This window comes from Halocynthiibacter sp. SDUM655004, from assembly GCF_026015885.1.
GTDB lineage: Bacteria > Pseudomonadota > Alphaproteobacteria > Rhodobacterales > Rhodobacteraceae > Falsihalocynthiibacter > Falsihalocynthiibacter halioticoli.
Genome location: NZ_JAPDUG010000003.1, coordinates 199,386 through 226,308, shown reverse-complemented (window position 1 = coordinate 226,308; position 26,923 = coordinate 199,386). Strand labels below are relative to the sequence as shown.

The 26,923-nt window shown below is 54.9% G+C and carries 21 protein-coding genes; 5 read left to right on the top strand and 16 right to left on the bottom strand.

What is annotated here, in order from left to right:
- Positions 1 to 13: 13 nt before the first annotated feature.
- The 6 genes from N9C89_RS14435 to N9C89_RS14410 all read right to left on the bottom strand — a co-directional run bounded on the left by N9C89_RS14435 (position 14) and on the right by N9C89_RS14410 (position 7,229).
- The gene (locus tag N9C89_RS14435) at positions 14 to 844 is read right to left on the bottom strand and encodes an ABC transporter ATP-binding protein (protein ID WP_263954696.1); all 831 of its coding nucleotides are present in this window, start codon (positions 842 to 844) and stop codon (positions 14 to 16) included.
- 70 nt (positions 845 to 914) lie between these two features.
- Positions 915 to 2,201 carry an ABC transporter substrate-binding protein gene (locus N9C89_RS14430; protein ID WP_263954695.1) on the bottom strand — a complete coding sequence of 429 codons (1,287 nt, stop codon included), beginning with the start codon at positions 2,199 to 2,201 and terminating at the stop codon, positions 915 to 917.
- Positions 2,202 to 2,272: 71 nt separating this feature from the next.
- Complete coding sequence (locus N9C89_RS14425) at positions 2,273 to 3,349, bottom strand: branched-chain amino acid ABC transporter permease (RefSeq protein WP_263954694.1); 1,077 nt, start codon at positions 3,347 to 3,349, stop codon at positions 2,273 to 2,275.
- An 81-nt stretch (positions 3,350 to 3,430) separates the two neighbouring features.
- Positions 3,431 to 4,417: a branched-chain amino acid ABC transporter permease gene (locus N9C89_RS14420; RefSeq protein WP_263954693.1), complete on the bottom strand. Its 987-nt coding sequence runs from the start codon at positions 4,415 to 4,417 to the stop codon at positions 3,431 to 3,433.
- Positions 4,418 to 4,455: 38 nt separating this feature from the next.
- Entirely contained in the window at positions 4,456 to 5,274 is an 819-nt protein-coding gene (locus tag N9C89_RS14415) for an ABC transporter ATP-binding protein (protein ID WP_263954692.1), read from the bottom strand.
- Positions 5,271 to 7,229, bottom strand: coding sequence for an AMP-binding protein (locus tag N9C89_RS14410; RefSeq protein WP_263954719.1), 1,959 nt, complete (start codon positions 7,227 to 7,229; stop codon positions 5,271 to 5,273). The genes N9C89_RS14415 and N9C89_RS14410 overlap by 4 nt, the downstream gene beginning before the upstream one ends.
- A gap of 210 nt (positions 7,230 to 7,439) precedes the next feature.
- Here N9C89_RS14410 and N9C89_RS14405 point away from each other — a divergent pair, with 210 nt between their 5' ends.
- The gene (locus tag N9C89_RS14405) at positions 7,440 to 9,362 is read left to right on the top strand and encodes a PAS-domain containing protein (RefSeq protein WP_263954691.1); all 1,923 of its coding nucleotides are present in this window, start codon (positions 7,440 to 7,442) and stop codon (positions 9,360 to 9,362) included.
- Entirely contained in the window at positions 9,359 to 10,060 is a 702-nt protein-coding gene (locus tag N9C89_RS14400) for a response regulator transcription factor (RefSeq protein WP_263954690.1), read from the top strand. The genes N9C89_RS14405 and N9C89_RS14400 overlap by 4 nt, the downstream gene beginning before the upstream one ends.
- Here N9C89_RS14400 and fdhF read toward each other — a convergent pair.
- On the bottom strand, positions 10,057 to 12,819 hold the full coding sequence (fdhF, locus tag N9C89_RS14395; RefSeq protein WP_263954689.1) for a formate dehydrogenase subunit alpha: 2,763 nt from the start codon (positions 12,817 to 12,819) through the stop codon (positions 10,057 to 10,059). The genes N9C89_RS14400 and fdhF overlap by 4 nt on opposite strands.
- A gap of 176 nt (positions 12,820 to 12,995) precedes the next feature.
- On the opposite strand from fdhF, the gene N9C89_RS14390 reads away from it, so the two are divergent.
- Both N9C89_RS14390 and N9C89_RS14385 read left to right on the top strand, forming a co-directional pair.
- Positions 12,996 to 14,036, top strand: coding sequence for a saccharopine dehydrogenase (locus N9C89_RS14390; protein ID WP_263954688.1), 1,041 nt, complete (start codon positions 12,996 to 12,998; stop codon positions 14,034 to 14,036).
- Between the two features lie 9 nt (positions 14,037 to 14,045).
- Positions 14,046 to 15,185 carry a saccharopine dehydrogenase family protein gene (locus N9C89_RS14385; protein WP_263954687.1) on the top strand — a complete coding sequence of 380 codons (1,140 nt, stop codon included), beginning with the start codon at positions 14,046 to 14,048 and terminating at the stop codon, positions 15,183 to 15,185.
- 1 nt (position 15,186) lies between these two features.
- Here the strand turns inward: N9C89_RS14385 and N9C89_RS14380 are convergent, their stop codons facing one another.
- From N9C89_RS14380 to N9C89_RS14345, 8 genes are all read right to left on the bottom strand, one after another.
- Entirely contained in the window at positions 15,187 to 16,422 is a 1,236-nt protein-coding gene (locus N9C89_RS14380; RefSeq protein WP_263954686.1) for a DNA recombination protein RmuC, read from the bottom strand.
- Entirely contained in the window at positions 16,419 to 18,284 is a 1,866-nt protein-coding gene (gene mutL / locus N9C89_RS14375; protein WP_263954685.1) for a DNA mismatch repair endonuclease MutL, read from the bottom strand. The genes N9C89_RS14380 and mutL overlap by 4 nt, the downstream gene beginning before the upstream one ends.
- Before the next feature lie 57 nt (positions 18,285 to 18,341).
- The gene (locus N9C89_RS14370; protein ID WP_263954684.1) at positions 18,342 to 19,658 is read right to left on the bottom strand and encodes a M16 family metallopeptidase; all 1,317 of its coding nucleotides are present in this window, start codon (positions 19,656 to 19,658) and stop codon (positions 18,342 to 18,344) included.
- The gene (locus N9C89_RS14365; RefSeq protein ID WP_263954683.1) at positions 19,655 to 20,995 is read right to left on the bottom strand and encodes a M16 family metallopeptidase; all 1,341 of its coding nucleotides are present in this window, start codon (positions 20,993 to 20,995) and stop codon (positions 19,655 to 19,657) included. The genes N9C89_RS14370 and N9C89_RS14365 overlap by 4 nt, the downstream gene beginning before the upstream one ends.
- Positions 20,996 to 21,124: 129 nt before the next feature.
- The gene (locus N9C89_RS14360) at positions 21,125 to 21,637 is read right to left on the bottom strand and encodes a DUF3035 domain-containing protein (RefSeq protein ID WP_263954682.1); all 513 of its coding nucleotides are present in this window, start codon (positions 21,635 to 21,637) and stop codon (positions 21,125 to 21,127) included.
- Positions 21,638 to 21,689: 52 nt separating this feature from the next.
- Positions 21,690 to 22,160, bottom strand: a complete 471-nt coding sequence (gene lspA / locus N9C89_RS14355) for a signal peptidase II (RefSeq protein ID WP_263954681.1) — start codon at positions 22,158 to 22,160, stop codon at positions 21,690 to 21,692.
- A gap of 10 nt (positions 22,161 to 22,170) precedes the next feature.
- Positions 22,171 to 23,760, bottom strand: coding sequence for a bifunctional phosphoribosylaminoimidazolecarboxamide formyltransferase/IMP cyclohydrolase (gene purH / locus N9C89_RS14350; RefSeq protein WP_263954680.1), 1,590 nt, complete (start codon positions 23,758 to 23,760; stop codon positions 22,171 to 22,173).
- A gap of 24 nt (positions 23,761 to 23,784) precedes the next feature.
- Positions 23,785 to 25,365 (bottom strand): heparinase II/III family protein, encoded by a 1,581-nt coding sequence (locus N9C89_RS14345; RefSeq protein WP_263954679.1) that lies wholly within the window; start codon positions 25,363 to 25,365, stop codon positions 23,785 to 23,787.
- On the opposite strand from N9C89_RS14345, the gene N9C89_RS14340 reads away from it, so the two are divergent.
- Positions 25,364 to 25,615, top strand: a complete 252-nt coding sequence (locus tag N9C89_RS14340; protein WP_263954678.1) for a hypothetical protein — start codon at positions 25,364 to 25,366, stop codon at positions 25,613 to 25,615. The two genes, N9C89_RS14345 and N9C89_RS14340, sit on opposite strands and share 2 nt — an antisense overlap.
- 4 nt (positions 25,616 to 25,619) lie before the next feature.
- Here the strand turns inward: N9C89_RS14340 and N9C89_RS14335 are convergent, their stop codons facing one another.
- Entirely contained in the window at positions 25,620 to 26,912 is a 1,293-nt protein-coding gene (locus N9C89_RS14335; RefSeq protein WP_263954677.1) for an RsmB/NOP family class I SAM-dependent RNA methyltransferase, read from the bottom strand.
- Between the last annotated feature and the right edge of the window lie 11 nt (positions 26,913 to 26,923).

The window sequence follows — 26,923 nt, the reverse complement described above, 5'->3', positions numbered from 1 at the left end:
TCGTTACTCCGCATCAGCTCAACCACCGCTTCCGACGGCGATAGCTCCGTACGTCACGGAAGGATTTGCGGCCTTCGTCAGACACGCCAAGATAGAATTCCTTAACATCAGGGTTCTCGCGCAATTCAGCCGCGGGGCCGTCCATGACGACGCGCCCGCTCTCAAGGATGTATCCGTAATGTGCAAAGCGCAGCGCGACATTGGTGTTTTGCTCGGCCAGAAGGAAACTCACGCCTTCGTTCTCGTTTACCGATTTCACGATGCCGAAAATCTGCTCCACAAGCTGCGGCGCGAGGCCCATTGACGGCTCATCCAGAAGGATCGTTTCCGGACGGCTCATGAGCGCGCGGCCGATGGCGCACATCTGTTGTTCGCCGCCCGAGGTATAACCCGCCTGACTCTTACGGCGCTCGCGCAGACGCGGGAAATAGTCATAAACCATTTCCAAATCCGCCGCGATCGCGCCCTTGCCATCTTTGCGGGTATAGGCGCCCGTCATTAGGTTTTCTTCAACAGTCAAATGCTCAAAACAATGCCGGCCTTCCATGACCTGAATAACGCCCTTTTGCACCAAATCCGCAGGGGCGAGATCCTGAACCCGCTCACCACGATAGTTGATGCTGCCCTTGGTTACCTCGCCGCGCTCACTGTGGAGCAGATTGGAGATGGCCTTGAGCGTGGTCGTTTTTCCAGCGCCGTTGCCGCCAAGAAGGGCGGTGATGCCCCCTTTGGGAACGGATAGGCTCACACCCTTTAGCACGAGGATCACGTGGTTATAGATCACCTCGATATTGTTGACCTCAAGCAGGGTCTCGCCTTTGGTTTCAGGTGTGGCGTCCAGCATAGTTTTCACCATTTCGTAGGTTGAAAGGATCCTCCGGCCAAAGCGTCGGCAATGGCCGGAGGAACTGTTCTTAGTTACAGCGCTCTTCGATGTTGTTTTCTTTGGCGAATGCCATCGAATCTTCCATCACAAGGGCGTCGATAATTTCAGTGTCAGAGGGCGCGAAATCGCTGATGAGCGACCATTCTTGCGCTGCCGCGTCCCATTGCTGAATCGCACCAAGGCCCGGACCACCGTGGTTTTCGCAGGTCACAGTGAAGGACGGGCCGAAGTTTGGCATACCAAGCTCGGCCATACGCTCTTCTGTGATTTCAAGCGACTCCATGCCCTTGAGCATGTCAGCGGCGGTAATGTCGGATTTTCCTGCAATTTCCTGAGCATTGCGTGCTGCCTCGGCCGCAAGCATCGCTGCATAGAAACCGCGGTTGTAAACCGCTGTGCCGATCTGATCGCCGTTTCCTGCTGCCTTGCCCGCGTCAACAACATACTTTTGCACGTCATCAAACACAGGGAAGTCGCTGCCAACGTTGTGGAATGTCACAGCTTTATAGCCGTTCGCGCCATCGCCAGCAGGGATCACATCATGCTCGCCACCAGACCACCAAACGCCGATGAAATTCTCCATCGGGAAGCGAATGTTCGCGGCTTCCTGAATGGCAACTTGGTTCATCACGCCCCAACCCCACATCAGAACATAATCGGGCTTTTCGCGGCGGATTTGCAGCCACTGAGACTTCTGCTCCTGACCTGGGTGGTCAACAGCAAGCGTCGTCAGTTCAAAGCCGTGCTTTGCCGAAAGCTCTTCGAGCGTGCGGATCGGTTCTTTGCCGTAGGCGGAGTTATGATAGACCAGCGCAACCTTCTTGCCGTTGATGTCACCATCATTCAGGTCAAGCAGGTGGTTGATCGCAACCGAGGCACCATCCCAATAGTTCGCAGGATAGTTAAAGACGTTGCTGAACACCTTACCGTTCTTGGCGGACGTACGACCATAACCCATTGTGTGAAGTGCGATTCCATCGGCCGTAACCTTCGGGATGAGCTGATAGGTGATGCCCGTGGACAGCGGTTGATAAATCAGTGAACCTTCGCCCTTCGTGCTCTCATAGCACTCAACACCTTTTTCAGTGTTATAGCCGGTTTCGCATTCAATCACCTTGGCCATTTCGCCGCCGATACCGCCGTCACGCTCGTTCAGAAGCGTGAAGTAATCTGCATATCCATCAGCAAACGGAATACCGCCCGCCGCATATGGACCCGTACGATAGGAAAGCGACGGGAACACAAGGTCCGCCATCGCAGGCGCTGCCGCCGAAACCACGGCCGCCGCCGCTAATGCTGTAAACTTCAATTTCATGTCTTAGTCCTCCCTAAATTTGAAATCGTCTCGTGCCGAAGGTTTTTCCCTCGATCTATTCGGGCCGCCCACTAATGCGGGAAGGGCCACAACCTTAATTTTTCTTTTGCGACGCGCCACAGCTGTGCCAAGCCATGCGGTTCCAGAATGAGGAACACCACGATCAAGCCGCCAACAATGACAAGTTCGAAATGCGCCGCGATATCAGTGGGCCAGCCCAAGCCGCCCACGAGAATGTTCTTGAGCAGTACCGGCATCAACACCATGAACGCCGCGCCCGCGAAACTTCCGAAAATAGACCCTAACCCGCCAATAATGATCATAAACAGGACAAGGAAACTCTTGTTAATTCCGAAGACTTCGCCCACTTCAACCGATCCGAGATACACCGCAAAGAAGAGCGCGCCCGCGATCCCGACGAAGAAAGAACTTACCGCAAAAGCCGTTAGTTTTGCCTTGAGTGGGTTCACCCCGATAATCTCCGCAGCGATATCCATATCGCGGATCGCCATCCATGTGCGGCCCGTGGTGCCGCGTGTCAGATTGCGCGCGAGCCATGCACAGGCTGTCACGAAGATCAGGCAGACAAGGTATTTCGCCCAAGCGTCTGTGTTTGCGCCGGTCACTTCGATGCCGAATACGGTGCGCTCTGGTGCGGAGATCTGGCCAGATGCAGAATAGTTGTAGAACCACGGCACCTTGTTAAAGAGCCAAACGAGGAAGAACTGCGCGGCGAGGGTTGCCACAGCAAGGTAGAACCCCTTGATCCGCAAGCTTGGCAAGCCAAACAGCACCCCGACAGCGGCGGTAATGACTCCTGCCAATACGACATGGATCAGGATCGAAACTTCGGGGAATGACGTCATCAACTTGTAGCAAGCATACGCCCCCACAGCCATGAAACCGCCCGTACCAAGGCTTACCTGCCCCGCGTACCCGACAAGGATGTTCAACCCGATTGCCGCAACAGCGTAAATCAGGAAAGGCACCAGAACGGCATTGGCCCAGTAATCGTTGATGATAAACGGCACCACACCAAAGGCGACAGCCAACAGAATGTAGTAGGCAATCCGATCAAATTTGATCGGGAAAGTCTGCCCGTCTTCGACATAGGTGGTTTTGAAATCTCCGGCTTCACGATAAAGCATCAGGTCCACCCCTTCATGTTATTCGATGATGATTTAGGCGATTTGACCAACGTTAGGGTCTGTTTTAGTGCTGACATTGCTCTAGACCCTCTCGATGATTTTTTCGCCAAACAGGCCTTGTGGTCTGAAGACAAGGAACACCAGCGCCAGCACATAGGCGAACCAGTTTTCCGTTGCGCCGCCAACAAGCGGGCCGATGGAGAACTCGAACAGTTTCTCGCCGACACCGATAATCAGCCCGCCGACGATCGCACCAGGGATCGAGGTAAACCCGCCGAGCATCAGAACCGGCAGCGCCTTGAGTGCAATGAGCGATAGCGAGAATTGTACGCCCGATTTTGCGCCCCACATCATACCGGCAACGAGGGCAACGAACCCAGCAATCGACCAGACCAGAACCCAGATAAAGCGCAGAGAAATGCCGACCGAAAGCGCCGCTTGGTGGTCATCCGCAACAGCGCGCAGGGCGCGGCCTTGTTTGGAATATTGCGAGAAGATCGTAAGGCTTGCTACGAGCAGCGCGGCAATAATCGTTGCGACGATATCTAGTCGGTCGATAAAGAAGCCGTACCCAAACCAGTTGTAGGTCGCTTCATCAATAGTTTCCGAAATCCCCTGCGGCAGGCCAACATCAAGTGTCTTGATCTCGCTGCCCCACATCAGATCTCCAACGCCTTCCATGAAGTAAGCAAGCCCGATGGTGGCCATAAACAGGATGATATCAGGCTGGTTCACAAGATGACGTAGCACGAACCGCTCGATAAATATGGCCAGCCCGACCATCACAACGCCCGTTAGGAAGATCGCCAAAATTGCCGGAACGTGCCAGCCAAAGTGGTGAATTTCGGTGCCGAACACCGCGTTGATCAAATGCGCAAATGGTACCTGCCCATCCATGATGCCGACCAGCGTGAGCGCGGCGAACAGCGCCATCACACCTTGGGCATAGTTAAATACACCAGACGCTTTGAAGATCAGCACGAACCCGAGGGCAACAAGCGCATAGAGCACCCCTGCCATCAAACCGTTCATCATAGCCTCAGCGGCCCATAAGAGTTGCTCAGGCATTGTGGGCCTCCAGTATGTCGTGTTTCTGTGGCGTAGCTTTAGTCATGTGCCACCCCCAGATATGCGTCGATTACTTCCTGATTGCTGCGGACCTCGTCGGGCGTTCCGTCGCCGATCTTCTTGCCGTAGTCCATCACGACAACCCGATCCGACAGGTCCATCACAACGCCCATATCATGTTCGATCAGGGCGATTGTGGTGCCGAACTCGTCATTCACATCAAGGATAAAGCGGCTCATGTCCTCTTTTTCCTCGACGTTCATACCGGCCATCGGCTCGTCCAACAGGAGGAGTTTGGGCTCTGCTGCCAATGCGCGGGCGAGTTCGACACGTTTCTTGAGGCCATAAGGCAAGCGCCCAACTGGCGTTTTGCGGATGGCCTGAATCTCAAGGAAATCGATGATCTCCTCAACCTTCTCTCGGTTGTAAACCTCTTCGTCCTGCGCCTTGCCCCACCACATGGCTTGTCCGAACATGCCAGTTTTCATATGGGTCAATCGACCGGTCATCACGTTATCCAAAACGCTCATACCCTCGAACAACGCGATGTTCTGAAAGGTCCGCGCGATGCCTTGCTGCGCGACCTTATATGGCCGCATCTGCGGGCGCTTTTTGCCGCGAAAAATCACATCGCCTTCTTGCGGATTATAAAACCCCGAGATGACGTTGAGCATGCTTGATTTACCCGCGCCGTTCGGACCGATGATCGCGCGGATTTCACCTTCGCGAATATCAAAACTGATGTCTTTGATCGCAACCACACCACCAAATCGCAGGGTGATGTTTTTCATCTCCATCATGACACCGCCGATTTTGCGGCCATCTTCGGTGACGTATTCTTCTGCTTGGGCGCTCATGCTGCCATGCTCCCCTTTGCCACCGGCTGCACTTCGGCATCCAGAAGTTTCAACGTGGCACTAATCGCGCCTTTGCGGCCGTCCTCATAGGTCACTTCGGTCTTGGTAAAGATCTCGTCGGAACCGTCATAGAGCGCGCCGATCAAATCATCGAACTTCTCCTCAACGATCCGGCGGCGTACCTTACGGGTGCGGGTCATTTCGCCATCATCCGCATCAAGCTCTTTGTGCAACACAAGGAAGCGATGGATTTGACAGCCCGAGAGCATCTCATCCTGAGCCACGCTCTTGTTCACTTCGGAAACATGCTGGCGGATGGTTTCGAGAACCTGCGGATGTCCGGCAAGTTCTTGATAGGATGCATACGCGATGTTGTTCCGCTCCGCCCAGTTCCCCACCGCGGTCAGATCAATATTGATGAAGGCCGTACAATATTCCCGCCCAGCGCCAAACACGACCGCTTCAAGAATATTCGGATAGAACTTGAGTTTGTTCTCAACGTATTTCGGGGCAAACATCGCACCGGAAGCCATTTTGCCAACGTCCTTTGCGCGGTCGATAATCCGTAAGTGGCCGGAGCTTTTCTCGATAAAGCCCGCGTCGCCCGTTGCGACCCAACCTTCGCTGTCTTTCGTATCGGCGGTGCTGTCTGGGTTATTCAGGTATTCAACAAAGACGCCGGGCGAGCGATAGAACACCTCGCCATTATCGGCGATCCGGATTTCAACACCGGGGCTTGGAACACCAACAGTATCGTTGCGCACTTCGCCATCAGGTTGCTGGGTGATGAACACAGATGCTTCAGTCTGGCCATAAAGCTGTTTGAGGTTGATCCCAAGCGAGCGATAGAATTCGAAAATCTCCGGCCCGATCGCCTCACCCGCAGTATATCCAACGCGAACGCGGCTAAAGCCGAGTGTGTTTTTGAGGGGACCGTAAATGAGGTATTCGCCGAGCTTGTATTTGAGCCTATCCATGCCCGAAACAGACTTTCCATCCAGAATCGCCGGCCCGACCTTTTTGGCGTGGTCCATAAACTTCGCAAAGAGCCACTGCTTGAATTTGCCCGCGTCTTCCATACGGATCATGACGTTTGTGAGCTGTGTCTCAAAAATGCGGGGCGGGGCGAAATAATAGGTCGGCCCGATCTCGCGCAGATCGGTCATCATGGTGTCTGCACTCTCGGGGCAGTTAACGCAGAAGCCTGTCCACGATGCCTGTCCGATGGAGAAGATAAAATCGCCGACCCAAGCCATAGGGAGATAGGCAAGCACCTCGTCTTCATGCGTCAGCCTGTCAAACTCTGCAGAGGCTTTTGAGCTCATGATGATGTTGCGATTAGAAAGCACTACGCCTTTAGGTTTCCCCGTCGTACCCGACGTATAAAGCATGACGCAGGTGCTATCGAAATTCAGCTTCGCCGTGCGACGCTCAAGTTCAGGGCTAAATTCGTCTGCTGCGGCGCGGCCTTGTGCGAGAACATGGGCGAATTCGTGAAGACGGGAATGATCGTACTTCCGAAGGCCGCGCGGATCGAGATAGATCATATGCTCGAACTGGTGGAGGCCTTCCTGAATTTCGATAACCTTGTCGACCTGCTCCTGATCGCCTGCAATTACAAACCGCGCGCCACAGTGGCCAAGGACATAGGCCATCTCTTCGGCGTTGGCGTCTTGATAAAGCGGAACGGGAATGGCGCCAACGGACTGAACAGCAATCATCGACCAGTAAAGGCTCGGTCTGTTCCGCCCGATGATTGCAACAAAGTCGCCCTCTGCAATCCCCAGATTGATTAGGCCAAGACCAAGATCACGAACCTTTTCGGCGACTTCGGCCCAAGTATCCGTTTGCCAAATGCCGAATTCTTTCTCGCGAAACGCTGGTCTATTGCCATACTTCGCCGCATTTCGGGCAAGTAGCGCAGGAATAGACTGTAGGTCAGTCTCCGCACCCATGTGTCCCGTGTTGGTATTAGCCAATGATCGTTCCTCCCCACCGCCTCTCCCGTGGCGGCCACAATTGCGCAAGCGATTCTGCCTGCGTTCTAGCGTGGTGTTATTTTCCTATTGGTCAATTTTTTCCTGACTATTTCTGGAATCTAACGAATTGTAACAAGCCTCCAAAAGAGCTTTCCCAGAGCCAGTCCGGCTGGTAGCGATAAAGCTATGGAACACTCCAAATCCACCACTGAACGGTTCACGCTTGCGGGTTTGAACCTTATTCAACAGGCGCTTTCGATCTATGATGCGGACCTGCGCCTTGTGGTGAGCAATGCCCGTTTCCATGAAATGTTCGACCTGCCTGATCATCTGGTGAACCCCGGAGCATCATTTTCGGAAACCATCCGTTTTCTAACCGAGCGCGGCGAATACGGAGATGTGGAAGATATTGAGTCCTTCGTGAAGGAGCGCGTTCGAACGGCCATGGCTTTTGAGCCTCACTACGTTGAGCGCCAGCGTTCAAACGGGCAGATCGTATCGATTGAGGGTGCACCCTTGCCTGAAGGTGGCTGGGTCGCTGTTTATACAGACATTACCCAGATCAAGCGCCAAGAGGCTCTATTGCGAGCAAAATCCGAAACTTTGTCGGATCAGGTCCTTGGCCACACTGAGCAACTTTCATTGGCCAACCGAGAATTGGCCGCAACCAATATTGCCTTGGAGCAAGCCAAACGCGAACTCACCGCGATGGAGGCCAGAACACGCCTCACCACAGAGATGATGCCCGCCCATATCGCGCATCTTGATCTTGACGGGCTTTATACTTATTCGAACCGCCGCCTGTCTGCGGTGCTACCAAACCGCCCAAACAATATCCTCGGCCTTCACATGCGAGAGGCATTGGGCGAAGCGGCGTTCGAGAAAACCGGCCCCTATCTTGAACTTGCTTACAAGGGCGAGGCCTCTGTCTTTGAGTTTACGGATTCTACCTCTGGCAGGCGAATTAGGGTCGCATTTACGCCCGATATTCGCGAAGGCAATGTGACCGGTGTCTATATCTTGTCCATGGATGTAACAGAGGAAACACAGGCCCGCGCGGCTCTTGCCCAAACGCGCAAGAAAGAGCTTGCCGCTCAAATGACCTCTGGGCTGGCGCATGATTTCGCGAACCTGCTAACAATCATCCTCGGCATGCAAGCGCGTCTGGAGCGCATGGATCTTCCCGAAGAAGCGCGCGAGTTGGTGAATGCTACCCAAGGCGCGGCACGGCGCGGGGGCGTGTTGCTTGATAAGATCGGAAAAATGTCAGCTCCGCGCTCGATGAACCCCTCGCCATGCAATGTTGCCGATCTGCTCCGCGATCTGGCGGTACTCGCAACGCCGAGCTTACCAGATGGCGTTACGCTGAAAACTGAATCCACTGGGCTTAGCGAACCTCTTTTGCTGGATGCTGGCAGCCTTCAAGATTCGCTATTGAACCTTGTTCTGAACGCGCGTGATGCCATTGGAAAAGCGACCGGCGAAATCCACGTCACAGCCAAGGAAGTCTCGAAAACTTGGCTTGTGATCTCTGTATCCGACACGGGGCCAGGGTTTTCAAATGAGGCGCTTTCTCGTGGATTAGAGCCGTTTTTCACGACAAAAGGCGGCGAAGGATCCGGCTTGGGACTTTCGATGGTTTATGACCTGACAAAGCTTGCTGGCGGTCAGGTCGAGCTTGAAAACCACGCCTCTGGAGGCCGCGTCACACTTCGTCTTCCGCGCCGCCCTGTTCCCGTTCAATCCGAGCCGACAATGGTGTTGCTTGTAGAAGACTCGCCGGAAATACGGCTCAATGTTCGCGATATGCTTATGGAACTCGGCCATGTAGTGATCGAAGCCGAAACGGTTGGCGAAGCGTGTGAATTGGCGAAGCTGCCTGGAATCGGGATGATCTTGAGCGATATCTCGTTGAAAGGAAACGAGACTGGCATCGCGCTTCTCGACCGACTCTCCGATGCGGGCATGACGGTTCCGGCGTTCCTCATGACCTCCAAACCCGAGTCTGACCCGCTCTTCCAAGAAGCCGCCCAGCGATATCGGGTGATTGGCAAACCCTTTGACGGTCGTGAACTCGGAAGTTTCTTAGCAGCGGAGGATACCGCATGACCAAACCCTTGGTGACAATTCTCGATGATGAGCCCGAAATTCGCAACATGCTGTCCGAAGCATTGGAAGAAGCGGGCTATCGTACGGCAAGTTTTGCGCGCGCCACCGAGTTTGAGGCTTCGCTTAAAACAAGCTCCCCAGAAGTATGCCTTGTTGATCTGGGCCTCCCTGACAAAGACGGGTTAGCGCTGGTGCATCGACTGGCGCTTGAGAGTGGAGCCTCTATCATCATCATTTCGGGTCGTGCACAGGTTCAGGACAAGATCACCGGCCTTGAGCTTGGCGCGGATGATTACATCATCAAACCATTTGACCCATCCGAGGTTGTTGCCCGCGTCCGTGCGCGAATGCGCAGCGTGAAACCCGTTGGCCGCACATCAGATACCGCGATTTTCTCCGGCTGGACTGCAAATTTTGAAACCTATCTTCTAATAGATGACGAGGGCGCCGAAGTTCCCTTTTCGCATGCCGAGGGCGAAGTCCTGCGGTTGTTCCTCAACAATCCGAAACGCCTTATTTCACGAGTTCAAATGCAAGAAAGCCTTGGCGGCGCGGCTGGAGAAAGCTTTGACCGCGCCATGGATGTGCGCATCAGCCGCCTGCGCACCAAACTTCGTGAAGACCCAAAGAACCCCCAACTCATCAAAACAATCTATGGCGCGGGGTATATCTTTTTAGGTGATGTGGTCTGGAGCTAAGACGCCTTCTCGACCCGAACCGCCGCGAATTTGAACTCCGGAATTTTGCCATAAGGGTCTATTGCAGGGTTTGTGAGGATGTTTGCCGCCGCTTCGACAAAGGCAAACGGCAGGAACACCATATCTTTTGCAACCGTGCGATCCGCCCGCGCCATCACAGTTATCTCTCCGCGCCGCGTCGTGAGCCGCACCATTCCGCCCGCCTCAACGCCCAGATATTTGAGCGTTTTCGGGTTGATCGAGCAGTTCGCTTCCGGCTCGACCGAATCCAATACTTTGGAGCGGCGGGTCATTGACCCTGTATGCCAATGCTCCAACTGCCGCCCTGTTGTGAGGATCATCGGATATTCGGCATCAGGAGACTCATCCGGTGCAATCACATCAGCGGGTGTAAACTTTGCGCGCTCGTTATCCCGCGGGAAGGCATCCGCAAAGACAATCGCCTGCCCGGGATCATCGTGGGACAAGCTTGGATACGTGACTGCGTTTTGGCTCTCAAGGCGCTCCCATGTGATGTTATCAAGGCTACGCATATTGATAGCCATTTCGGCAAACACCTCTTGCGGGTGCGTGTAAGTCCAATCAAGACCCAATCGTTTGGCAAGCTCGACCTCGATCCACCAATCTTCCTTGGCGTCACCTGGTGGCTGCATAGCCTGCCGCCCCATTTGCACTTGTCTGTTGGTGTTAGTCACTGTTCCCGCCTTTTCCGCAAAGGCACTCGCGGGAAGGATTACATCAGCAAAGTTCGCGGTTTCGGTCAGGAATATGTCCTGCACCACAAGATGCTCCAGTTTGGCCAATGCTTCGCGCGCGTGGCTCACATCTGGGTCTGACATGGCTGGATTCTCGCCAAGGATATACATACCGCGCGTGTTGCCCGCATGAATATCGTCGACAATTTCCGTAACAGTTAGACCCTTGTCCGCTGAAAAATCGCCGCTGTTCCAAACATCCGTAAAAGCCGAGCGCACGCCGTCGTCAGTAACGGACTGGTAATCAGGCAGGAACATCGGGATAAGTCCCGCATCCGAAGCGCCCTGCACATTGTTTTGGCCGCGCAAAGGATGAAGCCCAGCGCCAGGTTTACCGACATTACCGGTCATGAGCGCCAGCGAAATCAGACACCGCGAATTATCGGTGCCGTGGATGTGTTGGCTCACGCCCATGCCCCAGAAAATCATGCCCGCGTTGCCCTGCGCAAACGTGCGGGCAGCGGCACGGATCTCATCAGGCGCGATACCGCAAATATCGGCCATTTTTTCGGGCGTAAACGCCGCGAGATGCGCTTTTTCCGCCTCCCAGTTTTCGGTCATCCGCGCGATATAGGACTCGTCGTATAGCTTCTCTTCGACGATCACCTGCATCATCGCATTCAGCAGCGAAACATCCGCACCTGGCCGGAATTGCACCATTTGCGTGGCAAACCGAGAGAGCGCCTGCCCGCGCGGATCAAGCACAATAAGCTTGCCGCCGCGTTTGGCGAATTGCTTGAAATATGTCGCCGCGACGGGATGGTTTTCGGCAGGGTTACAGCCGATCACAATGGCCACATCGGCGTTTTCAATCTCGTTAAACGTCGCGGTGACAGCGCCGGAGCCGACATTCTCCAAGAGAGCCGCAACAGAGGACGCATGACAGAGCCGCGTACAATGGTCGACGTTGTTGTGCCCGAAACCTTGGCGAATGAGCTTCTGGAAAAGATAGGCCTCTTCGTTGGTGCATTTCGCGCTACCAAATCCCGCAACTGACTTACCGCCACGGGTTTCACGAAGCTTTGCCAAACCATTGGCAGCGGCGTCCAATGCCTCGTCCCAAGTCGCTTCTCGGAAATGGGTCAGCGGATTAGCAGGATCAACATTCAAGCCTTTTTCGGGCGCGTCCTCGCGGCGGATCAAGGGCTTGGTAAGGCGGTGCGGGTGGTGAATATAATCGAACCCAAACCGCCCCTTAACGCACAATCGCCCTTCGTTCGCGGGGCCATCTATGCCTTCGACGAAAACGACCCGCTCATCTTTAACCTTGAGCGATACCTGACAGCCCACACCACAAAATGGGCATACGCTTTTCACTTCCCGATCGATATCAGCACTATCGCCAATCTGCGCACCATCAACGACAGTCGCTGGCATGAGCGCCCCAGTTGGACAGGCCTGCACACATTCACCGCACGCGACACAGGTGCTTTCGCCCATCGGATCAGCGAGGTCAAAGGTCGGATAGGAGTCGTGTCCACGCCCAGACATGCCCAATACATCATTCACCTGAACATCGCGGCAGGCCCGTACACACAGCCCGCATTGAATACAGGCATCAAGGTTTACGTTCATCGCAACATGCGAGTTATCAAGCAAAGGTACACGGGCTTCTTCAAGTTTCGGGAAACGACTCTCGGCAACCCCTTGGGCTTCGGCCTGCGCCCAAAAATCACTGCTTTTGTCATGAGAAGCATCGCGCTCGGGCTGATCAGCAACCAAAAGCTCCATTACCATGCGCCGCGCCTTCTCTGCGCGCGCGGTCTGGGTGTTTACAACCATGCCATCACTTGGTTTGCGTACGCAGCTTGCTGCCAATACGCGCTCGCCCTCAACCTCAACCATACAAGCGCGGCAGTTTCCATCTGGCGCATAACCGGTTGCAGGCTTGTGGCAAAGATGTGGAATGTCGACACCTTCGCGTTTGGCAACTTGCCAAATACTCTCATCCGCGGCGGCAACCACCTCGCGACCATCAAGGGTGAATGAAATCTTGTCTGGCATCGCTCTACTCCCGTTCCCTCTATATTCTATCGCCAATAGCCGAGATACAACCTTCCCTTTCTGCGACAACTTCCGGTCTTTTTCCGTCAATGCCGCACGAAACACGCGCCCAAATGCCAAACCCGATTGCTCCTCCGTTCGCGTTGCCATACTCCTGTCAGACGAAGGAGTTGGACATGACACATCTGTGGGTACGCGCCGAACAGCGCGAAAACGAAGAGCGCGTGGGTATCACGCCCGAAGGCACCAAAGCGCTACTGAACGCTGGTATTCGCGTGACAGTTGAGAAAAGCTCCGTCCGCGCTATTCCGTTGCAAGGTTACATCGATGCAGGCTGTGAAATTGCAGAGGAAAACACGTGGCCGGAGGCCCCTGACGACGCCATTATCTTCGGGCTGAAGGAACTGCCCGAAGACGGGACACCACTCAAACATCGCCACATCATGTTCGGCCACGCATATAAGGGGCAGCCCAGCGGGCGCATTCTTCTTGATCGCTTTAAAGCTGGCGGAGGAACGCTCTATGATTTGGAGTATCTGGTTGACCCATCCGGCCGTCGCGTAGCCGCTTTTGGCTATTGGGCAGGTTTTGCGGGGGCTGCTGTAAGCCTCAAATGCTGGGCCGCACAGCAGAAGGGCGACATCTGCGCACCTGTCGGCGTATTCGCGTCAAAACATGCGCTTTTGGCCGCACTAGAGACTGATCTCGCGGCCTATACCCCGCCATCCGCGATTGTGATTGGCGCGCTTGGGCGTGTCGGGACAGGCGCTTCTGATCTCTGCGAGGCACTTGGCGTTAAAGTTACGAAATGGGATATGGCCGAAACAGCATCTGGTGGCCCGTTCCCCGAAATTCTTGAGCATGACATTTTTCTGAACTGCATTCTTGCACGACCGGGAACGCCCGTTTTCGTCCCCAAGTCTGCGCTCACTGACCCACGCAAACTATCGGTTATCGGCGATATCGCCTGTGACCCAGACAGCGACTTCTCTCCGATCAAGGTCTATGATCGCACGACAACATGGGAAGACCCGGCCCTGCGCGTCGCAACAGATCCCGTGCTAGATGTCACCGCAATTGATAACCTTCCGTCGATGCTTCCTGTCGAAAGCTCGGAAGATTACGCTGAACAATTGCTTCCCTCTCTTCTTGAGCTCAAATCACTGGATCAAGGCGTTTGGGGCCGAGCTAGAGACACATTCGAAGAACATATCTAAGGAGTAGCCATGACAATTCACTGGTGCGGTACAGGGCTTTCGGCCATTCCGGGATTACGGCGTCTGTTGGAAGCGGGCGAGGACGTATGCGTCTGGAACAGAACAGTCGAAAAAGCGCGCGAAACCGTCGGAGACCTAACCGACAACATTAAGGCTTTCACGCTTGATGACCTGACCGAGGCGCTCCGCGCGAATGATATCGTCGTATCGATGCTGCCCGGCGATCTTCACGTGCCTCTGGCGACAATATGCATTGAGAAAGGGGCACATTTCGTGTCCTCCTCCTACATTTCGCCCGAGATGGCTGCGCTTGATGCTGTTGCACAAGAACGCGGTGTTTGCCTTGTGAACGAGGTTGGGCTTGATCCAGGCATCGACCACCTGATGGCGCATCACCTTGTCGCTGACTACCGCGCGTCAGATGCCTATGATCCGACCAACACGATTTCGTTCCTGAGTTACTGCGGCGGTGTCCCAAAACACACCAACGCATTCCGTTACAAATTCAGCTGGTCGCCGCTTGGAGTGCTCAAAGCGCTTCGTTCGCCTAGCCGATCCATTCGTAATTTCTCGACGCTTGATGTCGCGCGGCCATGGGATGCGATCCAATCCTATTCCGCGCCACTGGCCGCGCCAGAAACGTTTGAAGTTTACCCTAACCGTGACTCGCTTCCGTTTATTGAGGATTACCAGTTCGAGCCTGAGTGGCGGCTCAAGAATTTCGTGCGTGGCACCCTTCGGCTCAATGGCTGGTCTGAGGCTTGGGCCCCTGTTTTCGCTGAAATAGAGACACTTTCCGGCGAAGATGGCGACAAGCGCCTCAAAGAAATGTCTGACGAATTCTGGGATCAGCACGCCTATGAAGACGGCGAACCTGATCGCGTTGTTCTTTGTGTTTCGCTTTCTGCGGAGCGGGACGGCACGCCGGTTTACGATAAAACTTACGCGCTTGATGCTTGGGGCGATGAGCGTGGCTCGGCGATGGCGCGGCTGGTATCCGTAACAGTTTCGCTAGCGGTTCAATCGGTCAAGAATCGTGAAATTCATCCGGGTGTTACCGCAGCTCCGCGTGACCCAAAGCTCGTTGAGGGCTGGCTACACGAAGTTGAGTCGCAAGCGCAGTATCTTGCGATTAAGTCGGCGGTGTAGCCTACTCCGCGACAGGTGGCGCCAGAGTGCTGTTCTCTGTGTCTGGCGCCAATTCCTCGAAATCAAAGTTATCCAAGCGGCGTGCTCGACGCCCTGCCTTATCGGCTGAGATTTTGATTTCGGAGATATCTTTGGCGGCTTGCCCGAAATGGCGATCAAGGTTGGATACACGCGTTCCGAGCCGCTCCACATCCTGAAACAACTTGCCCAACTCAGTGCGTATGGCCCCTGCCTGCTCGCGCATTTGTGCGTCTTTCAAAATGGCGCGCATGGTGTTGAGAGTCGCCATGCAGGTTGTGGGGGATACGATCCAAACGCGTTTTTCGAAGCCTTCGCGTACCACTTCAGGGAAACTCGCGTGTAGTTCCGCATAGACCGCTTCGGACGGGAGGAACATCAGCGCCCCATCTGCGGTTTCTCCTTCGATAATGTAGCGTTCACTGATGGCATTGATATGGGTTTTCACCGCCACGCGCATCGCTCGCGCGGCTTGCTCTGCTTCGGCCTTGGTATTTGCATTACGAAGGGCTTCATAGGCCTCTAGCGGAAACTTACTGTCTACGACAATCGGGCCTGGTGGATTTGGCAAGTGAATCAAACAATCGGCCCGTTTCCCGTTGGATAGGGTCGATTGGAAGCTATAAGCGTTGCTTGGGAGGGCCTTTGAAACGATGTCGTTCAATTGAATTTCGCCAAAGGCGCCGCGTGTCTGTTTGTTTGACAGAATATCCTGAAGTCCCAGCACATCGCCCGACAGTTTTTCAATATTTGCCTGCGCCTTATCGATCGTGGCGAGGCGTTCCTGAAGCTCGGTCAGAGACTTAGTTGTTTTGACCGTGCTGCCATGGACGGATTGGTTAAGCTTCTCTTGCATATCAGACAGGCTTCTTGCCGCCTTGACCGAATTCTCGTGAAGCCGTTCTTGCATCTGTTGCTGAACCGACGCGAGGCGCATTTCCATTGTTTGCAAAATCTGCGCTTGTGACGCTGACTGCAGCTCTGCATTTGATTGCAATCCACCCGCCAAACGCTCTTGCCCTTGCCCCAGCGATTGCACCGCATGGTTCAACTGCCCCATCTGCTGTGCAATTGGGCCGACCATTTTAGCAGCGTTAGAGCCTATTCTTACCGACCGAACCAGCAAAACGAGGATGAGCAGAAGCAGCGCAATACCGCCCGCCACAAGAAGGATAAGCGGATCTGTTAGAGCATATTCTGTACCGGCGATTTCAATCATGTGCGTCCGAAAAGCCGCTCAATGTCGGCAAGTTTGAGTTCAACATAGGTCGGGCGGCCGTGGTTACATTGGCCGGAATGTGGGGTAGCTTCCATTTCGCGCAGGAGCGCATTCATCTCCTCCGCCTGCATTCGTCGGCCTGATCGAATGGAGCCATGACACGCAACCCGCGACAAGATCGCTTCAACACGGGATTGTAGGGTCTGGCTGTCTCCAAGATCGGCAAGCTCATCGAGAATATCGAGAATCATCCCACGCGCATCGACATTACCCAGAATCGCAGGTGTTTCGCGCACGGCAATATTGCCGCCACCAAATGGTTCAATCCCAAGGCCAAACCGCGCCAATTCCTCTGAATACCCCAATATTAGAGCCGCATCCTGATCGGAAAGCTCGACAATCTCAGGGATAAGTAACGCTTGAGTTGCCACACCGTTTTCGGCCATTTGCTTCTTAAGGCGTTCATAGACCAAACGTTCGTGCGCGGCGTGCTGATCGACGATCACCATACCAGTCGCAGTTTGGGCAATGATATAGTTTTCATGAACCTGCGCACGGGCCGCACCAAGAGGAAGATCGGCCGCGTTTGTTTCTTCGGTTTCAACGACTGGCTCCATGCGAGCCGAAGGAGCATCAAAGCCCCCTTCGGCGAAACCGGGCGTGGCGTAACTCTCTGTTCGTGGTGGGGCGTAGCTACCAACAGGCTTGCGCTCCATCTGATAGATGCGTGGAGGATTTTCCGTACCGCCCTCTGGTCGCATCGCGCCGAGTGTGGCATTTGCCACGGTCGTACTCGCGCGGTGGCCTGCCTCAGCGAGCGCGTGCCGAATGGCCGAAACGATCAATCCACGCGCGATAGCGGGCTCTCGAAAACGTACTTCAGATTTCGCGGGGTGAACATTCACGTCAACGCGCGTCGGCTCTACCTCTAGGAAAAGTACCGCGGCGGGGTGACGATCACGGCTCAGAAAATCCATATATGCGCCGCGCAGCGCACCGATGAACATTTTGTCCCGAACAGGGCGGCCATTCACAAAAAGATGCTGCGCAACAGAAGACCCACGTGAGTAAGTCGGAAGTGCTGCGTATCCGGTCAAGGTAATGCCCTCGCGCTCGGCATCGATGAGAAGCGCATTCTCTGCGAACTCTGCGCCCAAGATCCTGCGCAAGCGTGCATGGATTGCATCGAACAAATCACCAATTTCGGCATCGGCCCGAAACACCACGCGCCCTTCTCCGCCACCGGAAACATCGCGCAAAATGAAAGTGACATGCGGCTCTGCCATTGCAAGCTTTTTGATGACGTCGTTGATCGCGCCCGCCTCTGCACGGTCTGTGCGCATAAACTTGAGGCGCGCGGGCGTGGCATAGAACAGATCACGCAATTCGACGATAGTTCCGCCAGAAAGCGCCGTTGGCTTAACTGTCGACTGCTCCCCACCGGACGTCGAGATTGTGAATGCCTCTTCCCCCTCCGGTCGGCTCTTGATCGTCAGCCGGCCAACCGCTCCAAGCGAAGGAAGTGCCTCTCCACGAAACCCGAATGTGTGGATATTAAGCAGGTCGGACCCGTCAATTTTTGAAGTGGCGTGGCGCGACATGGCAAGCGGCAAGTCCGCCCCCGAAATGCCACAACCGTCATCCACAACGCGGATTAGGGTCTTGCCGCCGTCCGCATAGGAAACCTCGATACGTCGTGCGCCGGCATCAATTGCGTTCTCAACAAGCTCCTTAACCGCCGAGGCGGGGCGCTCAACAACTTCTCCGGCGGCAATCCGATTGATTGCTGCTTCGTCCAGCTGCTTGATAACAGGGCGTTCAGACCCTGAATTCTCGCTCATATTGGGGTTTCCATCAGGCATACCACAAGGTTTAGCATGAAATGCTCCGATTCGCACATGCGGAAATCGGGAAAATGGTTACTGCTGATCGCCTAGTCCTTCGGGCTGCCCGACCACCACAAAATGAAGATCCTCTGGCTTGAGAACCCGCGCAGCAACACGTTTGATGTCCTCGAGCGTCACAGCATTCACCTTGTCGTTTCGGGTCGCAATATAGTCTATGGGCAACTCTTGAGACTGCATCGCCGCCATGATCCCTGCAATGGTCGCGTTCCCATCAAAACGCAAAGGATAGGCGCCTGTGAGGAAGGTTTTTGCGTCAGTCAATTGCTTCTCTGTAATCCCGTTTGCCGCAATATCTGCCCAGACATCGCGAACCACTGTAATAGCCTCGGCAATACGGTCGTTTGACGAAGCAACCTGCCCCATCATAAGTGCGCCATGCTCTTTTGGAACGAGGTAGGTTGAAATGCCGTAAGTCAGACCGCGCTTCTCTCGCACCTCTTCCATCAAGACAGATGCAAATCCGCCGCCGCCCAAAACATGGTTCAACACATAGAGCGCAAAGAAATCGTCATCGTCTCGCGCAATACCCTCATGCGCAAAGATCGCAACGGATTGTGGCGTTTCGAACTCCACGACCGTTTCGCCCCCTCTTGGCAGTGCATAGGTCGCATCCGCAGGCAACGGCGCGCCTTCCTCTGGCAAATCGCCAAGCAGCGTGTCGAGCAATGCTCCAAGCTCTTCGGGCGTGATATCACCCACGGCTCCAACATGGATTCGGTCGCGGGTCATGGTTGCGTTTTTGGCTTCGATCAGATCATCGCGCGTTAAGCTGTTGACCGATTCAAGCGTACCATTCAGCGAACTGCCGTAAGGATGATCTCCCCACGCGAGTTTATTGAGGGTGCGGCTTGCAATGTCGTTCGGGTCTTTCTCGTTGCCGGAAATGATCGAACGTACCTGCCCACGCACACGCTCAAGGGAGGCTTCATCAAAACGCGGTTCCGTTAAAGCGCTGCGCAGAAGGTCAATTGCATCATCTCGGTTTTCGGTGAGGAACTGCGCTGAAACAATCAATGTGTCATCGAAAACATCAAACTTATAGCTCGCAGCGAGCGCCTCAACTGCGGCTGCGAATTCTTGTGAATCCAGATCACCCGCGCCCTCCTCGAGGAGCCCGACCATAAGGTTCGTTGCACCACGTTTTCCGGGCGCATCAAGGCCCGCGCCGCCTTTGAACCAAACTTCGATAGCCGTAAATGGAATCGAATGATCTTCAACCAGCCAAGCATGGATTCCTTTTGGCGAGGTTACATCCTGAATTGCGATTTCAGCGCGCAAAGGGAGCGCAACGAGCATCGCCAGAACGGTCGAGAAAAACACACGGATCATTTTGCTTCTCCTTCAGCGTTCATCAGATAGCCGGTTACGGCGTTGTTTCTGTTGAAGACTTTCTTTGCGGCTTCGATAATTTGTTCTGAAGTGATGGATTGCAAAACATCGGGCCATGCCTGCACATCCTCGATCGTAAGGCCCGAGGTCAGCGAAGCACCATACTGCCGTGCACGCCCGGCCACATCATCTTCGGCGTAGATCAAACTGGCGCGGAGTTGCATCTTGATGCGATCAAGTTGCTCCTCGTCTACGCCCTCTTCGAGAAATTCGGCAACAGCTTGATCCAACGCCTGCTCTGCTTCCTCAAGCGAGATGTCGGGAACCGGCACAATGATGAGCGAGAATGTCGTGTCATCCAGAGAGACCCCGCTGTAAAACGCGGCAGTGTAAATGGCTTGCTGTGTGTCAAATTGGAGCTTGTTGCCCAATACAGATGTCGCCCCGTTTCCACCAAGTATTTCGGCAAGCAATGTCAGCGCGGCGGCCTCTTCCTGCGCACCAGAGTCGCGCTCCGGCGCGAGGTAGCTGCGGATCACATAGGGCTGTGCAACGCGGGGGTCCGTAAAGGTCAGGCGACGCTCCGAAAGTTGAGGCGGCTCAATTGTCCGCTCCCGTTCGGGAAGGTCTACAGTAGGCTCTAATACGCCGTAATACTTCTCTGCGAGCGCGAGTACGTCTTCGGGTATGACATCACCTGCCACGATGAGAATCGCATTATTCGGCGCATAGTAACGCTGGTAAAACTCCAGAGAATCCTCAAGAGAGAGCTCCTCCATCTCGTGCTTCCAGCCAATAACCGGAATACCATACGGATGGTTCATATACTGGGCAGCATTCCGCTGTTCGGCAAACAAGGCGCCCGGATTGTTCTCTGTTCGTTGGTTGCGCTCTTCGAGGATAACTTCGCGTTCCGTTTCGACATCCGCTTCGGACAAACGAAGGTTACGCATGCGGTCCGCTTCCATACGCATCACAAGTTCCAACCGATCAGAGGCAATGCGCTGGTGATAGGCTGTGTAATCTTGCGAGGTGAAAGCATTGTCAGATCCACCGTTCGCCGCAACGGTTTTTGACAGCTCTCCCGGAGCAAGCGTGTCGGTTCCCTTAAACAACAAATGCTCTAGAAAATGCGCGATGCCGGATTTACCCCGTGGCTCATCAGCGGCGCCAGCCTTGTACCAAACCATTTGCACAACAACGGGTGCCCGATGGTCCTCAAGAACCAGAACGTCCATTCCGTTATCAAGTTGATATGTCGTGAGTTTCTCGGCCTGTGCAACCGCGGGCAGCGTCAATATCAATGCAAGAAATGCGTTACGGAAATAGGATGTCATCAAGCGTCTCCGTTTAGGGTCGCATTAAGGGTAAGCGTTGATTAGGGATCATCAACCCCTCCCAACGCTACTGTGAGTGAAATTGTTACGATGAACTTGCGCCATCACGTCCGTGAGAGTGCGCCGCAATCAATTTGGCTTTGGTGGTGCGGCGGGCGTGTCGATGCCGCGCCGACGCCAGCGCTGCAATTCCTGGTACTGATCAAGCGACATTTTCTCGTAGGCTTCGAAGTATTGCGGAACACCAAATGCACGATAAAGAACGCGTCCTTGGTTTTTCTTGCGCCATTCGAGATCTTCGGCAGCAAGCTGGCCACGAATATTGGACGTTGTCCCGAAACGAGTCGTGTAGTTCACAAGATCGCCCGTTGCCGGACGCGCACGTGCAGCGTTTCCGCCAAGAGCCGCAATCGCATCAGCGCGAGGTGTCGGATCAACGCGGTTGGTTCCGCCCGGAGTTGGAGTTGGAAGCGAGGTATAGCTTGGCGGAGTTTCCAAGGGTTTCGTCGGCAGCACGCCGAATTCCTCCGGACCGTTGCCCGGATTCTGAAGGTTCATCAGCTGGGGATTATCGCTGCTGCATGCCGAAAGACCAATCGCCGCGCAGAAGCACAAAACTCCGAAACTACCTACGTTGCGCATTCACTTCTCCTTGGGTGCTGAGGCAATGTTTAACGCAAGAGAATTCCCGCGTCTACGCGCCCTTTTTCTTGCTCGTAAAGAGAATAAGCCCGATCGCGCCTGCGAAGATCGCAATATCGGCAACATTGAACGCATAGGGATTATAAAAACCACAGCAGCTCATATTCAAGAAGTCCGCGACGGCACCGTAAAGGAAACGATCAAGAACGTTCCCTAGAGCCCCGCCAATGAGCAAACCCGCCGAGATCATCCCCAATGTTTGAGGCTGCTCACGACGAATCCAGAAATACACCCAAGCTGAGATCGCTAAGGCAATCGCAATGAGGATGTATTTCACGATAGGCGAGCCGCTTGCGGCCATGCCAAAATTGACGCCTTCGTTCCAAGCCATCTGGAACATGAGATAAGGGGGGAAGACCTCGATCTCCCCCACGTATTTCAAACCCATAAGATGCACCACGACAACTTTGGTAAGTTGATCAATGCCCAAAGTCAGAAGTGCGGTGATGTAGAAGGCGCGCATTTGTTTTCCTTTAGTGGCGGAAGTGGCGCATGCCGGTCAGCACCATTGCAAGGCCAGCCTCATCGGCAGCAGCGATCACTTCGTCGTCACGCATGGAACCGCCCGGCTGGATGACCGCTGTTGCACCTGCTGCTGCTGCGGTCAGAAGACCGTCTGCAAACGGGAAGAACGCATCAGACGCCACAACAGAGCCTTTTGTCAGTGGCGTTTCAAGGCCCAGCGCTTCGGCCATATCCTCGGCTTTGCGCGCCGCAATCCGGCAGCTATCTACGCGGCTCATCTGCCCAGCACCAACGCCCACTGTTGCGCCGTCCTTACAATAAACGATTGCATTGGACTTCACGTGCTTCGCGACTTTCCATGCAAAGAGAAGGTCGGCCATCTCGGTCTCTGTCGGGGCGCGTTTTGTCACCACCTTGAGATCATCCAGCCCGACGAAACCAACGTCTTTGTCCTGCACAAGCATTCCGCCAGCAACGGGGCGATATGTGAGCCCGCCAGATTTTACATCAGGAAGGCCGCCCGTCGTAAGCAGACGCAGGTTTTTCTTTGCTGCGAAAATTGCTTTGGCTTCGTCGCTGGCCTCTGGAGCAATCACAACTTCCGTGAAAATCTTGCTGATCTCGGTTGCTGTGTCTGCATCAAGCGGCTGGTTCAACGCGATGATCCCGCCAAATGCAGATGTGCTGTCGCAGGCCAGCGCAGATTTATAGGCTTCGACAAGCGATTCACCGCGCGCAACGCCACAAGGGTTTGCATGTTTGATGATCGCAACCGCTGGACCCTGCGCAGGATCAAACTCGGCAACCAGTTCAAACGCTGCGTCTGTGTCGTTGATGTTGTTGTAGGAAAGCTCTTTGCCCTGATGTTGTACAGCAGTGGCAACACCCGCACGGTTCACGCCATCGGTATAGAAAGCCGCTTGTTGGTGCGGGTTCTCGCCATAGCGAAGCCCCTGCGCCAGAGTGCCCGCAAATGCGCGGCGGCGTGGGGTTTCAACACCAATCGCGCCCGCCATCCAATTGGACACCGCTGCATCATATGCGGCCGTCCGCGCATAAGCGACCTGCGCCATCTTTTTGCGGAACTTCGGGCAAGTCGCGCCGTTGTGCTGATCCATATCGCCGATAAGGGCCTCGTAATCCTCAACATCCACAATCGTCGTGACAAAACCGTGGTTCTTCGCGGCTGCTCGGATCATCGCAGGACCGCCGATATCAATGTTTTCGATACAGGTGTCGTAATCGGCGCCTTTGGCAACGGTTTCTTCGAACGGATAGAGATTCACCACCAGAAGATCGATCGGACCAATACCGTGCTCTTCCATTGCGGCCACGTGATCAGCGTTGTCGCGTAGCGCAAGCAGCCCGCCATGCACGCGCGGGTGCAGCGTTTTTACGCGGCCATCCATCATCTCTGGGAATTCTGTGATCTCGGCCACATCGCGTACGGTGAGCCCCGCGTCGCGCAGCGCCTTGGCGGAACCGCCGGTTGAAAGAAGCTCCACGCCTCGCTCGGCAAGAGCGCGGCCCAAGTCGACAAGTCCGGTCTTGTCCGAAACAGAAAGCAGCGCGCGGCGAATAGGCAGTTGGTCGGTCATTGTTTGCATCCCCAAAGTGGCAATCTACAGCTTGGGCATCTCGTTTGGCTCTACATCCCGAATATTGCTCGGGGTGTCCTGAGCTTTGGCCAGATGCCATGTGACACGGGTCGCATAATCCATTGCTCGCCCAGATAGAACTATTTGTTTCGCCGCACGCGGTTTTAATCGCGTTTTTTCGAGATAAACGCTCGGCTCTAGGGTCAATTTCGCGGTTGAGTTGTGCCGGAACACCCAAATCTCGCCGCTCTTGAGCGCCAGCGAGACTGCCGTTCCCCCCATATCAACCTCTGCATCAACGTCCGGATGGAGATGGAATCGGCAAGAATAGGGGATTCCAGAGAGCTTGCCGCTATCCATATGCACATCGAATCTGCGCTTGGCTTTGGAGGTATCCGCCAACAAGACTTCTGTACCGGAAAGTCCGCGCCCATCAAAACTCAGATCAAGATGGCGCTGGTGCACAAGCCCGTGTGTTTGCAGATATCCGTCATGTTCTCCGCTAAGCTGCACGCCTTCCTGACCAGAAGACCTGTTGGCCACGACGTTATTTGGTCCGCTTTCCAAACATTGAAGTTGGTGCCCGCCAATCATGCGCCGCTTCCCAAGCCTCGCAGAGGAAAACCCGTCGAGCGTTACTGTTGAATGTGAAGGAGTCGCGCGGCCCGCACGTCGCCAACTTTCACCAAAAGTCGCACCTGACCCACAATTTACCACCAACGGGCGGCGGCCAGACGTCAACTCAAACGCCAGCGTAGACGCATGCCCCTCTGGCGCGGCAACGCCCATTGGCGGAGACGCGGCATCAATGACGATAGACGTGCGCCCAGCGTGCATCCGCGCAAAACCCATAGAAAGGCCGGTGTTAATTTGCGCCCGTACACCAGACGTTGCCAAAGCATTATCAAGCCGCCCCTCTAACCCACGCCCGCCGCCATGGAATCGCGCAAGCCCGCCATCGCTGTGCCGTAGCGCACGCAACGTGGGAGCGATTCTTTCGATCGCTTGAAGATGCTCGCGCGCGGGCATCCGCCCAGCTTCGGAAAGCGCGGATGCGGCCCATGTCAGGAGCGTAAAGACCTCAAGCAATTCTTCTGGGTTGCGAGTTGGAATGCCGCCCTCTGTATCAATCTGGTCAACACATTCGCGCGCAAGCGCCTTCATCGCGGGCTTCACATGGCGCTCCATGCCCGTGAGAGAAAGCCCCGCATATAGCAAACCAGTTAACGCCTCAAACCGCGCCAACCCTGCCGCTGCGCCGTGCCATCTTCGCGACAGAAACACTGTCTGTTGGGCTAAAACGCCAAAGAACGCTTGTGAAACTTTTGCATCTTGCCCGTTCAGGAAAAACAGAGCGTGGTTGATCCAACGAATGACGCGCCGGCCGGTAATATCCGGCGTCCAACCAGAGCCTGTTCCGCCTGAATATCGCTCGATCCACTCATTCGTCCACGCCTGAACCCGCTTGCGTGCCTCGCCGTCCCCAACGGCGGCAAGGTCATCCATCCACGTAAATCCGTGCAAATCCTGTTCAAACCGGCGGTCTGGCGAGGGCAATTCCCAGATCGAAACATTCGGGGCTTCAACAAGAAATCCCGCAAACATGAAATTTCCGGCAATCAGCTGCCTCCCACGCGCAAAGGAGCCGATTGTGCGCGGCTCCGGCTGTGAGACAAAACCAGTTGCAGGGCGCGAAAACACGCTCAGACGCGCGTGGAAACGGTCTGCAAAGCGCTTGCGGCGCGTGTTTGTCTTTATGGTGTTTGCCACCTGCCCTGCCTCGTCGATTGCTGACGTGCTTATTGTTCTGACAGCAGCATATGAGGTGAGGTCGCGCCTGTCACCGCTATTTTAGGGCGTTATGACTTTTGCCGAAGCACCGCGATATAGAAGCCATCCAAGCCACCGATATCACTCCAAAAATCGGGCCGGATGCGCAGCCCGCCCTCCTTGGAAACCCACTCGGGTTCCACGCCCTCAACAAGAAGTGCGTCTTTATCGACGGTGAGATTCGGGTGACGTTTGAGCGCGTCTTCAACTTGAATTTCGCCTTCGTCAAACAGCAGCGAACACGTACAGAAAACAAGCCGACCGCCCGGTTTCAGCAAGGTTAGAGCATGATCGAGCATCTTTTCCTGAAGCTCGAACAGCGCCGGAAATTCGGAACCATCCTTGGCATAGGGCAGGTCCGGATGACGGCGAATCGTTCCTGTAGCTGTGCAGGGCGCATCCAAAAGGATCGCGTCAAAGCTGCCCTCTTTGAACTCGAGCGCATCAGAGACAGTGGTTTTGGCGGTCAGCTTGGTCCGCGCAAGGTTTTCACGCACCCGACCCATACGGCTTTCAGAAATATCAACCGCCGTAACATCGGCCCCTGCGCTTGCGAGTTGCATCGTCTTGCCACCTGGTGCGGCGCAGAGATCGAGAATTGCCTCGCCTTTTTTCGGCGCGAGAATATTAACCGGAAGTGCCGCAGCTGCGTCCTGCACCCACCATCCGCCGTCCTGATACCCCTCAAGGGCAGTGACCTGACCAGCGTCTTTGATGCGCAGGCTTCCAGTTGGAGTACGCTCCCCTTCTGGCAATTTCGCATCTGCTTTGAAGGAGAGATCAAGCGGCGCGCCATTGGCATGGGAATGCTCGATCGCTTCGACCGTCGCCTTGCCATAATCCGCAATCAACGGTTTCCGCAGCCACTTTGGCAAACGCGGAACAGGCAGTTTATCCCATTTTTCAGTCTCTAATTCGCCCAAACGGCGCACAACTGCATTGACCATTCCCGCGGAATGACTCGTCGCCTTAATCTCGCGCGCAATCGCTACAAGCGCGTTTCCAACACCATGAGCGGGCGCTTTTTCGACGAAGATCTCCGTTGCCGCGAGGCGAAGGATGTTATGAACTTCTTCTGGAGGTCGACGGCGCAAAAACGGACCAAGGATGCGATCAGCGCGATCAAGATTGCGCAGCGTATCAAGCGCAAGTCGCTGCGCGCGCGCTTTATCCGCAGCGTCGAGTTTGCCCAACGGGCCTTTTGGGCCGCTTACTTCGGAAAGCAATCGCTTCTTACCCGTCACAGCATTCAGCAGTTGTACCGCCGCGCGGCGGGCTTCTATGCCTTGCTGGGGTTTTGTATTTGGGGTTTTACGCGCCATGCCGGCTGAGG